Genomic DNA, 13737 nt, shown 5'->3' with positions numbered 1-13737 from the left:
CCCTCATTGTTCCCACCTCAGGACGGTGACAGCAATCGCAATGATAGCTAAGTACCCCAGTGACCCCCAGGGGGGAGCATCGGGCGGGGCAGTCGCAAGCACCAGTGCGGCCACGTCAACAACCGTGAAAAACAAGGCCACGTAAAAGAAATGGTAGCCCGGCTGGAAGGTCTGTGCTACTGCAACTTCTCCCCCAACGTAGGGCATGGTCTTGCTGACGGACGGTGCAGATACCGGTGCAATGGTGCGTGACCACCAGTAAACCAGGCACCCGATCACGAGAGCAGCCGCCATAATGGCGATCGGTGACGTGATAAGATCCAACAGCGGCATTCATGCCACCCCCCACGTGAAAATCTGCCCGGCTGCATGCGAAATCCAGGTAAACGACTCCGGGAAAAGCCCGAAATAGACCGTGACAATCGCGAGAAATATCACGGCAAAAAGAGCACCCGGAGGAACGGGTTTTAAACGGACAGGGCATTGGCCTTTCTCCGCGCTTGAGAACATCAGTTTCGAGATCACCGGAACATAGTACCCGAGAGAGAGGGCACTGTTTAGCGCGAGGATGAGCGCGAGGACGACACCGCTCATCATGGATGTGACCATACCCGCCTGTTCAAGGAGCATCTTTCCCAGGAACCCATTGGTGAAAGGCACACCGATAAGCCCGAATATGAATATGGCAAAGGAGATGCCGAGGAACGGGTGCCGGGCACCAATGCCCTTCATCTTATCCGTCTCAAACGATCCTGCATCGGCTGCAAACACATCTGCGGCGATGAACGCCCCCGCTTTCATCATCGCATACGCGATGGCATAATAGAGGCCGGCGGCAAACCCCAGGGGCAGGTTATAGACCATGCCGATCCCGAACCCGAGAAGGATATACCCCATCTGGGCTACGCTTGAGTATGAAAGGACATACCGGAGATCCCGCTGGTTGAGCGCAAGGAGATTTCCCACGGTCATCGTGAGGATTGCAAAAAAAATGACGATGATGCCAACGGTCCGGGGAATACCGCCGGCAGGCAGGGCCGAGAGGGTAAGAAACAGTGCAATCAGGACACCTATCTTTGTCGGGCCGACCATGATCGCGGTAACACCAACAGGTGCCCGGGCGTAGGCATCCGGAAGCCAGGTATGCAGCGGGACGATTCCCAGTTTCACCCCGTACCCGAGCAGGATCAGGACGGCTGCAAAGATAACAAGCGACGGGTCTGCTCCAGCAAGGGCTTTGGGGAGTTCTGACAGGTCCAGGGTATGCCCGGCGAGATACAGGATTGCCACCCCGAAGAGGGCAGTCAGCGTCCCCACAACTCCCTGTATCATATACTTCATTGCCGACGAGAGCGCTGACGGGTCTTCCTTGTGCCGGTAGGCGCACAGGGCATAGACCGGGATGGCCGACAGCTCGACCATGACAAAAATGGTGAAGAGGTCATTTGCAAACCCTATCGCCATCGCACCGGCCAGTGCGAACAGGAAGAGCGGGTAATACAGGTGGACCGGCCCTTTGGGGTCAATGCTCCCTTCGGAAGCCCATGCGGATACCGCACCAATCCCCGTAACAAGAAGGCCCCCGGTAATACCGGTAAAAGAGAGACCGGTAAGTGTAGCGTGCCGGGCAATCACGGAAAGCAAAATAAAGAAGGTGCCAAGGAGTATCAGGGCCGTCAGCGTCCCGCTCCAGTGGCGGAGGTTTGGCGGAAGGAGCTTCGTGATGAAATAGATCGCAATGCCACACAGTGCGACAACAAGAGGGGTGGCAGCGGCAATATCAGCAGGTATCACAAGCCCACCCCCAGGATGACGGCGGTGACAAGCGCGACAAGGACACTCCCGAACATGGCGATGTTCCAGTTTGCATCGCGGTTTTCCATGCCCATGGCGACCTTCCCGGCAGTAAAGAGCGTGAGGGCGGCAGCGACTGCACAGCGGTAGACACGTACGAAAACCTCCTGGAGACCGCCGGCAAAGGCAGTAATGCCATGAGCCAGTCCAACATATGCTGCGTCAATATCCCTGACGTGCGTTTCATGAGGCAGAAGGATCTTTTTCCCGACTGCAAAGAAGAAGAGCACGGCAGCACCAGGGACGAGGAGCGCACTGGCCAGATGCTCCGGGGCATATGCCAGGTACGTGGTCGGGTAGGGCAGGAAACCGTAGAGGATCTGCGGGAATATCCCGAGGATAATGCATAATGCAGCAGCTCCAAGCATGCCAGCCTGCATAAGAAGCGGCGGATCCGAAGCCTCGTTACTGCCCGGGCGTAAAAATGCAAAATATCCCAGCTTGAGGAAGGATACGCATGTCCCAAAGGACGCGATCATAAGGAGGAGCCAGAGCCAGAAACTGGAGTTTTGTGCGGCCATGAGCACCATCCCCTTGGACACATATCCGTTGAAGAGCGGTATTCCGGATATGGAAAATACCGCGATCCAGAACGCAAACGCCGTGACCGGCATTTTCTTCTGGAGCCCGCCGATACGGCTGAGCAGGTTCTCACCGGTCTTCCATATGATCACGCCGACTACCATGAACAGGAGCGTCTTGTAGAGGATATTGTTGACGAGGTGGGCCATGCCGCCGTCCAGGCCGAGCTGCCCGAACCCGTTCGCTGCTCCCAGCCATCCCAGGATCCCTATCCCGGCGACCATATAGCCGACCTGGGATATGATATGGTACGAGAGGAGACGGCGCATATCGTTCTGGAAGATCGCAAACGTTACGCCATACACGGCCATGAGCGCCCCCATAAAGGCAATATATTCTGTCCCCGGCTGGGCCCGTGCAAGGAGATACACCGCTGCTTTCGTGGTGTAGACGCACAGGAAAACACTTGCGACGAAGTTGGCCCGGGGATAGGCATCCGGAAGCCAGGTGTGCAGAGGGATGAACGCAAGATTTACCCCGATACCAAGGACGATGAGGACGGTCGCCCACAGCTGGCAGGTCGCATGGGGAATGCCAGAAAGAGGCCCGATAATGGGGGAACCCGCCCCTAAAAAGAGCAGGGCGATCCCGGCAGTAAGGAGGGCCCCCCCGAGACCATGGAAGAGGAGGTACCGGTATCCCGCCCGGATCGCTTCCCCGCCTTCCTGCCAGATGAGGAATGTCGAGGTGATCGCCATGAGCTCCCAGAAGATCAAAAGGGTGATCCAGTCCCCTGCAAAGACCACGCCAAGCGAGGCGGCGGCATAGAGCAGGGCAAAAAGATGAAGGCGGGGTGCCGCAACGGCTGCGGCATAGAGGATTATAAGGAACGTGATGATCGCAAAGATGACTCCCGTCAGGTACGAGAGGCTGTCAACTTTCAGGAGGATCAGGGTATACCCGGCAAAGGGGAGATTCCACTGCATCACGCCAGAAGCAGCCGTGCCGGCAAAGGCCCCCCCGGGGAGAAGAAGAACATCAGCAAGGGCGAGCCCGCCGAGGAGAATGAGCCCCGCCTGCCGTGCACGCCCGTTTAATGCCAGCACGAGCGGTGCACCGATAAGGAGGATCAGGAAGGGCGGGATCGCGGTACCGGGTGCCAGTGTTCCCGAGGCAAGCACCGCAGTATGAGTTACGCTCGCGGCAACCTGGGCACAGAGTGCGAACGGGCTAAAAGGATAGGCAGTCCAGAGGCCAAGGACCAGGGCTCCTGCCGCAGTCACGAGTATCGGGACACGAAGTGTCATGCGGACCGCCGGTATTTCACCTTCGGACGGACGGAAAAATGCCCGCGTGATGATGGGCAGGAAATACGCAAGGTTCAGGACGCTCGCTGAAATGATGATAAGAAGAATCCACCATATACTGATAGTTCCCCCGCCAATTCCGAGCGAGAGATAGTATTTCGCGATAAACCCGGCCATCGGAGGCAGACCCACCATGCTCAGGGTGGCAAGGGCAAAAGCCCCAAACTCCCACGGCATTTTCCGGCCGATGCCGTCAAGCTCCGAGATCTTTTTCTTCCCGGTTTCCACGGCCACTGCACCGGCAACAAAAAACATGGTCAGCTTGCCAAATGCATGGGCACAGAATGCATAGGTTGCCCCGATTACAGCAGCAGCCCTTCCCGCGTCGGAAACCCCGGATATCCCGGGCGGCACCAGCACGGCAGCGCCCAGGATCATGTAACTGAGCTGGCTGACGGTGGAGTACGCGAGCCTGAGCTTGAAGTCATCCTGCAGCAACGCAAAAAGAGAGCCGACAATGATCGTGATGACGGCGGCTGCAATGACAATATTCTGAAGGCCGAGACTGGCCATCTGGCCGGGCCCGTACAGGTACAGCATAACACGGAGGAGCCCGAAAACACCGGCATTCACAACGGCAACGGCATGCAGGAGCCCACTGACGGGTGTCGGGGCAACCATGGCGCTCGGCAGCCACCCGTGAAACGGGACAAGCGCGGCCTTGACGGCAAAACCTGCCATGAGGAGGAAAAAGGCAAGCCGGGCAAAGTCAGGAGCCATGGCTGCAATACCGGGATTGCCGCCGGCAACAAAGTCAATGGTGTTTCCCATAGCGAGCAGGGCCATGATCCCCGCGAGGATTGCAACTCCCCCGGACTGGGTGTAAATCAGGTATTTTCTCCCTGCCGCAAGTGCTTCCGGCGTCTCGGTATGGACAACAAGGGGATACGCGGCAATGGCAAGGATATCGTAGAACACGAACAGCGAGAAGAGGTTGGTGGAGAGTGCAATCCCCATGACCGACCCGATACAGAGAGCAAAGCAGGCGTAGTAACGTGTCTGGGCGTGTTCCCTGAGGCCACGCATGTAGCCGATACTGTATACGGTCGTGATGATCCAGAGCAGTGAGGCAAGGCACGCAAACAGGAGGCCGAACGCATCGGCAGTGAACTGGAGGGAGAGGCCGGGGAGGATAAAAAGTGCCTGCGTGGAGACTGCTTCTGCTGCAAATGCCGACGGGAGAGAGAGGATGCAGAAGAGGAATGTCAGGACTGCAGAGACAATCGATGCGGCTTCACGGGCATCCGGGCGGTTGTGCAGAAGTATCACAAAACCGGTCCCGATAAACGGTATCGCAACGATGAGGATGAGCATCCACGGCTGGACTGCCATCACAGGTCATCACTCCGCAAAAGCCGGGAGATGGCGGCATTATCGAATGTCTTGTACGCTTTTCTCAGCAGGATGACCAGCGCCAGCGCAACTCCCGCAACGACCGCCTCGATGGCGATCAGCGTGATGACTACAGCCTGGGACACCCCCACGTCACCGGCAAGGTATCCGCCGAGAACAAAGAGCAGGCTGACGCCCTTTCCGAGAAATTCGAGCCCCATGACCATTTTGATCAGGTTGCAGCGGGCAATCAGGCTTGCAAGCCCGATGGTAAAGAGGGCACAGGCAACAAGCAGGATCACCGGCGCAAGAGCGGGGATCATGGCGGACTCCTCCGGAAATGCTTCAGGCCGAGGAGAAGGAGGATCGACATGACACCGGCAAGCATGATGAACCCCTGGAGGACCACCTCGTACGTACGCCCGTTCCACAGCGCTTCACCTGCACTAACTGCCTGTGGGGGTGTTACCGGCCAGGACGCAAAATGCGGGATAACGACGATAATAAAAAGGAGACAAAAAACCACTCCCAGGATCATGGCACAGGCATTTTTTGCATTCATGTGCGCACCTTTTCCTCTTCGCCACCCGCAAGGACGAGGGCCACGAGTAAGAGTACTGCAACAAGACCCGCGCCGACCGTAAGCTCAAGAGCACCGGCGTAGGGAGAAGCCAGAAGAAAAAAAAGGGCAGCAAGACCTGCACTGGAGATCGCAAATGCAATCACTGCCCGGATGAGGTTTTTCTGCAACACCGCGATCAGGGCCATGGCAACGGTTACGACACCGATTGCAAGCACGATAATAACGTCAGGTCCTGGCATCGGGTATCACGCACCCCTTCCAGGATCCTGGTGCCGATACGCTGGTGGACCAGCAGACATTCCCCGGCGCGATGAAAAAAATGTTGCGTGAGATAAGATCCATACTCCCTTCGACAATTGATTAACAAAACGGGAGGAATCGGTCATGGTAATCTTCCGGGTTACCTGCAATTTTTTGGCATTTCTGCTCCAGAATGCCGGCTTGTTATCGTCTTCCGGTTATCCTGATGCATCGCCCGAGGTATTTGTTCATTTAAATGATTCCATCTTAATACAACACAGCGTATAAACCTTTGGTATTGGCAGCACAGCATGCCGGAACGTCTCTCTTCGTAAACGTTCTGACTGTCAAATTTCCGACAAAAAAATCAAAGCCGAAAAACAGGTAAAGGGCCGTCTGAAGGTTTCATTAAAAAAAATGGTGGCTGTCTGTCAAACCGGGCTACCCCGGCTTCGGTTTCAGGAAAACAAAAAGGTAAAAATTATTGTTTGGGTTCATCCTTTTTTTCCGGCTTGGGCGGTTTCACGTACGTGATCGTAACGATCTCAACGCTCCGGGCAGTTACCGGAGAAGAGTACTGGGTATCCATGACAAGACATTTCACGGGGCAGGTGTCCACGCACGAGTTACAGACAACGCACCGGAGCCTGTCAATCTGCCAGGTTTTTGCTTCCTTGCTGATGACAATCGCCTGTGCAGGACACTTCCTCTGGCAGGTCCCGCAGGAGATGCACCTGCTTTCGTCAATCGTCACGTGCCCCCGGGTAAGCGGGGTCTTTTTTGCAGCCTCTGCAGGGTAGAGAATCGTTACCGGCCGGCGAACCACGGTTTTAAGCGCGGTTTTTACCATCTCGAAAAAGGCCATGATCCTCACCGCTCCGTGCAGCTGATACAGGGGTCGATAGACATGACAATCACCGGGACATCGGCAAGCTCGCATCCCTGCAGCATTTTTAAGAGAGCCGGGATATTGGTCAGCGTGGGAGTCCGGATCCGGGACCTCACGAGGAACTTTGTGCCGTTACCCTTGAGATAATGGACCAGTTCTCCCCGGGGCTGCTCGGCCCGCATGAAATACTCCCCGTCCGGCGACCCGGTCACCTTCACATCGATGGGCCCTTCGGGGATCTTCTTTGCGGCCTGCCGGATAAGATCCGTAGACGTAAAGAGCTCGTTTGCCCTGACGGCGCAGCGCGAGTAACAGTCCCCGCAGCTTTCCGTGACCACATGGACGTTAAGCCGATCATAGGCACCATACCCCAGCTTCCTCGTATCGATGGCAACACCGCTCCCGCGAGCCGTGGGTCCGACCGCACCAAGATGGTACGCGTCTTCCCGTGATATGACACCGACATTCCTGAGCCGGTGCTGGATCGAGCTGTCCTTCAGGAATACCGTGGTCAGCTCTTTCATGTCGCGGTCAATCCGGTCAAGGTCTTTTACCATCTCGTCTAGTTTCTCACTGCTGATGTCCCGCCGGACACCGCCCACCTTGCAGGAGCCCTGGATAACCCTGCCGCCGGTGGTCTCCTCCATGACATAGAGGATACCCTCCCGGATCTTCCACGCGCTCATGAACAGGTTTTCAAAGCCGAAAGAATCGGCAAAAAGCCCCAGCCAGAGGAGGTGGGAGTGAAGACGGGAGTACTCGGACCAGATCACCCGCAGGTACTGGGCCCGCTCGGGCACATCGATCTTCATGATCTGCTCGATGCCCTGGCAGTACGTCGCGCCGTGGACGAAACTGCAGATCCCGCAGGTCCGCTCTGCGATATAGACATACTCGGTATATTCCCGTTTCTCCACGAGCTTCTCGAAACCCCGGTGGATATACCCTATTGACGGGACTACGTCAACGACCTTCTCATCCTCAAGAACGAGGTCGAGGTGGATCGGTTCCGGCAGGACCGGGTGCTGTGGCCCGAACGGGACGATGATCTGCTTACTCATGGTTTATCCCCCTTAACAACAGTCACAGGTGGCATGCTGAACGGGAACTTCACAGCGGTCCGGATGAAAGTCCCCTTGAAATCAATATTCATGCCCCGGACCTGGATGCCAAAGAGGTCATGCATCTCGTTTTCATAGATGAACGAGTTCCAGTACATACCGGAGATGCTCGGGACCTCGGTGTCGGCCGTAATGGTGATCCGGATATTTTCGAAATGGTAGTCCTTATCGAACGAGTAGTTGACCTCATACTGCTCGCCAACCTTGGTACAGCCGATCTGGACGAGCCGGTAACCTTCGTTCCGGAACCGCTCCACGCTGCCGATCAGTTTCCCGAAATCGATACAGGTTATTGTCTGGTTTTCCAGGGTCATACGGCCTCACCCGCCTTTATATTTTCCGAGCCGCTTTTTTCAAGCATCTTTGCCCGCTTCTGTTCGAGAATCCCCAATGCTTTAACCACGCCATCGATAATCGATTCCGGCCGTGCTGCACATCCGGGCACCCAGACATCGACGGGGATGATCTTGTCAATCCCGCCGGAGACATTGTAGCACTCCCGGAAAATGCCCCCCGTAGCGGCACAGATACCGATTGCCACCACAACTTTCGGCTCCGGTATCTGGTCGTATACATTCTTTAAGGGCACCTTGTTCTGCTCGTTGACGCTCCCGGTGCACAACAGGATATCGGCGTGCTTGGGATTCCCGGTATTGACGATGCCGAACCGCTCCACATCGAAGAGAGGGGTAAGGGCAGCGAGGATCTCGATATCGCACCCGTTACACGATGATGCATTATAGTGTACAATCCAGGGGGATTTTTGTAAATAGGTCATGGCATCACCACCATTTTGAGGTAATATAAAACCCCGAGGTTTACCAACCCGAGGGTCCCTGCAACGATCCATGCACTCCGGAGCATGAGCTGCCACTTGAACCGGGAGATGGTATTGTCGATGAGTATCTCAAGGAAATAGACGATAATGATCGCCGCGATCGCGATGAGCGGGTTCCAGGCAAAGAAGAGCCAGATGACTCCGAGCAGGAAGACACACTCGTACCAGTGGGCGATCTCGATCTTGGCGAAGTTGGGGCCGGCAAAGTCCGTGGTCACACCCTTGACGATTTCCTGGTGGGCATGGTGCGATGTGGAAAGATCAAACGGTGACTTGCGGAGCTTGATGGTCAGCACGATCAGGTAGCCGATGAAGACCCCGGGCAGCAGGAGGATCATGGGAACGGGGGAGGCCACGATAGTACTCACAAAGAAGCTCTTCGTGACCATATACATCCCTACGGCGGTGAGGATAATCATCGGTTCGTAGGCGATGATCTGGAGGAGCTCACGTTCCGCTCCCACGTGGCTGTACGGGGAGTACGAAGCATACGCCCCGAGCACGATGAAGATATGGGAGAGGGTGAATGCAAATATGACGAGCAGCATGTCCCCGCCCGAGAAGAAGAGGGCACCTGCTACGACCATGAAGACAAGGTAACTCAGGACGTAGAAGTTCTGGGTCACCGTGACCACCGGGTTCTCCTTCTCGAAGAGTTTTCCCACATCATAGAACGGCTGGAGGATTGGCGGCCCGACCCGGCCCTGCATCCGGGCTGTTACCTTCCGGTCGATCCCGGCAATCAGCCCCCCAAGGACCGGGGCAACGAGGATATACACCAGTGCATAGAGAATGGATACGTACGGTTCAGGGATCATAGGATCACCCCCAGGAGCAGGATGCCGGCAATGAGGAGCAGCCCCCAGCACAGCGACGCGCCAATCATGAACAGCCGTTCCTCGCCAAAGGTCTTTTCGAGGTAATAGTTGGAGAGCACCAGCTCACGGGAGATCCCCAGGGAGCCGGCAAAATGCATGGAATCGTCCATCGCCCGGCCACCCATGTACGGCGGTGCAGGAGTTACTGGCTTCCGATAGAAGAGCAGGGAGAATGGCATGATCATCAACAGGCAGAGCATCATCACCATGATCGTGAGATTGGCCTGCGCAAGCCGGGCGGTCTGGCCGTAGATATTCAGGACGAACGGCTCGATAAGGTACGACGAGATGAGCGGGAAGATGAGACAGACGACGACAACGAGGCCGGTCAGGATATAGAGCACGCCATATTTCTCTTTTTGACCGGTCCCCTCGATCACCGTCTGGTTACGCATCACCGAGATGATCTTGCCCATCCACTTGCTCCAGAAGAATACGGTCACGGAACCGCCGAAGGCAAGGATCGCAATAAAGATCAGGCCGAACGGGGCGGTTATGAACGCCTCGATCGCTGCCCATTTGGAGATGACCATACCAAACGGCGCAAGGAACATGCCTGCCATCCCGATGAACATCATGATGGCGATCTTGGGCATCCGGACAATAAGTCCGCCCATGTCCTCGATATCCCTGCTGCCGATCCGCTGCTCGATTGTTCCGACGCAGAGGAACAGGAGCGACTTTGCAATGGCATGGAAGATGATCAGCAGGATCGCCACCCACATCAGGTTATACGTCCCGACTCCGGCACAGGCAACGATCAGCCCAAGGTTGGCGATGGTCGAATAGGCAAGAACCTTCTTGGCATTATGCTGCGATATCGCCATGCACGAGGCCAGGGCAAACGTCATCCCTCCGACAAGTGCGATGATCAGGCCTTCCGTTGTCCCGGAGAGCACCGGGGCGAATCTTACGATGATATAGACACCGGCCTTGACCATCGTGCTCGAATGGAGCAGGGCAGAGACCGGGGTCGGTGCGACCATGGCCCCGACAAGCCACGACGAAAACGGCATCAGGGCAGCCTTGGTGATGCCGGCAAAACAGATCAGGACTGCCGGCACCAGTGCAATTGCTTTACTGCTGGTAATCAGGTAGTTCAGGCCAAGCAGTTTGCCGGACGGATCGGAAACGGCCAGGTAGATAATAGCCGCGATAAAGGCCACGCCACCCAGCAGGTTCATGGACAGGGCGAGGAACGAGTTGTTGGTCGCCTCCTCTGTCTCCGAGTACCCGATGAGGAAGAACGAACAGAGGGTAGTGATCTCCCAGAAGAATAAGACCCAGACGAGATTGTTGGAGAAGACCAGCCCGAACATGGCGGCAAGGAAGATAAACAGGAGGCCGAAGAAGATACCCCGCCGGTCCCGGATGTTCTTGTGCTGGAGGTGGTAGGTCTCCATGTACCCCACGGAATAGACACAGATCAGGCTGCCAATGATTCCGATGATCATGGCCATGATGATCGAGAACTGATCGACAAAAAGGGTCTCCGCTACATGCAGGTGACCGGCCATACTGGTCTCAAACCATATGAGCAGCACAGCCTGCAGCAGGATCAGGACTACTGTCAGCGACTTCCTGTGTTTTATACCGAGATAGAGGATAAATGCGGCCAGAATTATCTCGATAAAGAACATGATCTGGCTGACCGGTTCAGAGACAAAGGAATAGATTAGCGTCCCTTTGTCCCACCCAAGAACCAGCAGCACCACAGAAACAATACCAATTACGATCGCAGAAATCTGTACGATCATATTTCGCCCGGAATCCCTGCGCACGATGAGAATGAAAAGCGCCGCGATCAGGGGGAACAGAATGAGATAGAGCAACAACTGAAGAATCTGCACCAGATACCCTCCCTCATTGAATATGGGTATTTTTCATTATTAATCATATTGAATTGAACGCAAAACCCGGCCCGCCGTAGGATTATTCCTGCATTTTTCCACTTTTTGATCGGCCCATCCAGACATTTACCCGATTCTGCAAAAAAAACCGGTACCCGACAGGTTCCCCGGGGCACCCCGGCAGGACATGATAAAAGTTTAATGTTACAAAAATGCACTAATACTGTCCTGAGGACAGGTGGCCGGCATGGGGGATCGTCCCGGCATCATGCCGCCGTCCTTTGGGGTGGATCATCAGGGCAGGTTATTGCCCGTATTTAGTTGTCAAACCTGATGTGGTATGGATCACAGTACTACCGGCTGTTCTGTCAAAGTGCGTTTTACGTCATGATACAGAGACGGCCCCGTACGCGGGGGAGCCATAGCACCACAAGGGAGGTCATGGAATGATCGAAACTGCATTACTCGTTGTCATTGTGATATGTATTATCGCACTGGCCCTCGCTGCTATCTTAGCGCGTAATCTCCTCTCACAGGACGAGGGTACGCCAAAGATGCGCGAGGTCTCCGATGCGATCAGGGTGGGTGCGGAAGCATTCATCAAGCGTCAGTACTCGACTATCGCCATCATTGCCATTATCCTGGCCGTGGTGATATTTGCCGTCTATTACTTCACCGGACAGCAGTCGCTTGCCATGTACACGGCATTTGCGTATATCGTCGGTGCCGCATGCAGTGCAGTGGCCGGTGTTGTCGCAATGTCCATTGCAGTCAGGACGAACATCCGCACGGCAGCCGCAGCCCAGCACAGCGACGGGAAGGCACTTGACTTCTCGTTCCGTGGCGGAGCAATCTCGGGCCTGATCATCACTTCGATGTCACTCCTCGGTGTCTCCCTGACATATATCGTGCTTGGGGCAGACCCGCAGACCACCCCCTTCGTCATTATCGGGTTCGGCTTTGGTGCCTCGTTTGTCGCACTCTTCGCCCAGCTCGGCGGCGGTATCTACACGAAAGCCGCTGATGTCGGCGCAGACCTTGTCGGAAAGGTCGAAAAGGGTATTCCCGAAGACGACGTCCGGAACCCGGCCACCATCGCTGACCTCGTCGGCGACAATGTCGGCGACTGTGCCGGCCGTGGTGCCGACCTCTTCGAGTCCACCGCTGCCGAGAACATCGGTGCGATGATCCTCGGTGTCGCACTCTTCCCGGTCTTCGGTGTCAACGGTATCCTCTTCCCCATCGTCATGTGTGCGCTTGGTCTCCTCGCGAGCATGATCGGTATCCTTACGGTCAAGGGCAAAGACGGTGCCGACCCCATGGACGCCATGAACCGGGGGTATTACATCACGGCGATCATCTCCGCGGTCTTCCTGTTCTTCGGGGTCCAGTGGCTCCTCGGAGCAGCAACCGGCTGGATGTACTTCTTCTACGCAGGTCTCGTCGGTATCGTTCTCTCGGTCTGTTTCCTCCGGGTGACCCTCTACTACACCGACCACCACTACCGCCCGGTAAAAGAGATCGCTGACGCATCCGAGACCGGAGCCGCGACCAACATCATTACCGGGTTCTCGGTCGGTCTCGAAACCACCGCAGTTCCTGCCATCCTCATCGGTATCTCCCTCATACTCTCCTACTGGTTCGGTACCATGACCGGTATCCCGAACGGCGGCCTCTACGGCACTGCCGTTGCAACCGTGGGTATGCTCATGGTCTGTGCGTACGTCCTTGCCATGGACACCTTCGGGCCCATCGCCGACAATGCCGGCGGTATTGTCGAAATGAGCGGCGCACCCGAAGAAGTCAGAAAGCGCATGGACAGCCTCGATGCAGCCGGTAACACCACAAAGGCACTCACCAAGGGATATGCCATCGGCAGTGCCTCCCTCGCGGTATTCCTGCTCTTCAACGCGTATATGGCCGACATTGCCAAGCTCACCGGCAAGGCATTCGATGTCGTCAACCTTGCAAGCGTCCCGGTCTTTGTCGGGGCACTTCTCGGCGCAATGCTCGTCTTCCTCTTTGCGAGCCTCGCTATCCGTGCAGGTTCCAAGACCGCACAGTCGGTCATCGAAGCAGTCCGCATCCAGTTCAAGAACCCGGCCATCATGGCAGGCACCCAGAAGCCCGACTATGCAGCAGTCATCGATATCACAACCCAGGGTGCGCTCAGGAACATGGTCCTCCCCGGTATCCTGGTGATCGGGTTCCCGATCTTCATCGGTGTCACCATGAGACACGAGGCCCTCGCCGGCTTCCTCAT

General features: G+C 56.1%; 13 protein-coding genes. 1 reads left to right on the top strand and 12 read right to left on the bottom strand.

Translation table 11 applies throughout. The annotated features are described in order from the left end of the window. Positions 1-3: 3 nt before the first annotated feature. From WCX19_RS06320 to WCX19_RS06265, 12 genes are all read right to left on the bottom strand, one after another. Positions 4-333: a hypothetical protein gene (locus WCX19_RS06320; protein WP_373006275.1), complete on the bottom strand. Its 330-nt coding sequence runs from the start codon at positions 331-333 to the stop codon at positions 4-6. Continuing rightward, a complete protein-coding gene (locus WCX19_RS06315; RefSeq protein ID WP_373006273.1) occupies positions 334-1794 on the bottom strand; it encodes an NADH-quinone oxidoreductase subunit N in 1461 nt (486 codons plus the stop codon). Beyond that, positions 1791-5075 (bottom strand): Na(+)/H(+) antiporter subunit D, encoded by a 3285-nt coding sequence (locus WCX19_RS06310; RefSeq protein ID WP_373006271.1) that lies wholly within the window; start codon positions 5073-5075, stop codon positions 1791-1793. Before WCX19_RS06310 ends, WCX19_RS06315 begins: the two co-directional genes overlap by 4 nt. After that, positions 5075-5398 (bottom strand): NADH-quinone oxidoreductase subunit NuoK, encoded by a 324-nt coding sequence (locus tag WCX19_RS06305; protein WP_373006269.1) that lies wholly within the window; start codon positions 5396-5398, stop codon positions 5075-5077. Before WCX19_RS06305 ends, WCX19_RS06310 begins: the two co-directional genes overlap by 1 nt. Then, positions 5395-5637, bottom strand: coding sequence for a hypothetical protein (locus WCX19_RS06300; protein ID WP_373006267.1), 243 nt, complete (start codon positions 5635-5637; stop codon positions 5395-5397). Before WCX19_RS06300 ends, WCX19_RS06305 begins: the two co-directional genes overlap by 4 nt. Beyond that, positions 5634-5897, bottom strand: coding sequence for a hypothetical protein (locus WCX19_RS06295; RefSeq protein WP_373006265.1), 264 nt, complete (start codon positions 5895-5897; stop codon positions 5634-5636). The genes WCX19_RS06300 and WCX19_RS06295 overlap by 4 nt, the downstream gene beginning before the upstream one ends. Before the next feature lie 482 nt (positions 5898-6379). Next, the gene (locus WCX19_RS06290) at positions 6380-6763 is read right to left on the bottom strand and encodes a 4Fe-4S dicluster domain-containing protein (RefSeq protein WP_373006263.1); all 384 of its coding nucleotides are present in this window, start codon (positions 6761-6763) and stop codon (positions 6380-6382) included. A 5-nt stretch (positions 6764-6768) separates the two neighbouring features. After that, positions 6769-7848, bottom strand: a complete 1080-nt coding sequence (locus tag WCX19_RS06285; protein ID WP_373006261.1) for a nickel-dependent hydrogenase large subunit — start codon at positions 7846-7848, stop codon at positions 6769-6771. Further along, complete coding sequence (locus WCX19_RS06280; protein WP_373006259.1) at positions 7845-8222, bottom strand: NADH-quinone oxidoreductase subunit C; 378 nt, start codon at positions 8220-8222, stop codon at positions 7845-7847. The genes WCX19_RS06285 and WCX19_RS06280 overlap by 4 nt, the downstream gene beginning before the upstream one ends. Then, positions 8219-8686 carry an NADH-quinone oxidoreductase subunit B family protein gene (locus WCX19_RS06275; protein WP_373006257.1) on the bottom strand — a complete coding sequence of 156 codons (468 nt, stop codon included), beginning with the start codon at positions 8684-8686 and terminating at the stop codon, positions 8219-8221. Before WCX19_RS06275 ends, WCX19_RS06280 begins: the two co-directional genes overlap by 4 nt. Then, complete coding sequence (locus WCX19_RS06270) at positions 8683-9564, bottom strand: respiratory chain complex I subunit 1 family protein (RefSeq protein ID WP_373006255.1); 882 nt, start codon at positions 9562-9564, stop codon at positions 8683-8685. Before WCX19_RS06270 ends, WCX19_RS06275 begins: the two co-directional genes overlap by 4 nt. Then, entirely contained in the window at positions 9561-11474 is a 1914-nt protein-coding gene (locus tag WCX19_RS06265; protein ID WP_373006254.1) for an NADH-quinone oxidoreductase subunit L, read from the bottom strand. The genes WCX19_RS06270 and WCX19_RS06265 overlap by 4 nt, the downstream gene beginning before the upstream one ends. A gap of 446 nt (positions 11475-11920) precedes the next feature. On the opposite strand from WCX19_RS06265, the gene WCX19_RS06260 reads away from it, so the two are divergent. After that, positions 11921-13737: sodium-translocating pyrophosphatase (locus tag WCX19_RS06260; protein WP_373006252.1), on the top strand; the 1817-nt coding region annotated here is incomplete at its 3' end.

It is taken from the genome of Methanoregula sp., assembly GCF_041663825.1.
GTDB lineage: Archaea > Halobacteriota > Methanomicrobia > Methanomicrobiales > Methanospirillaceae > Methanoregula.
Note: the sequence above shows the minus strand (reverse complement) of the source record. Positions and strands in the feature narration are given on the sequence as shown.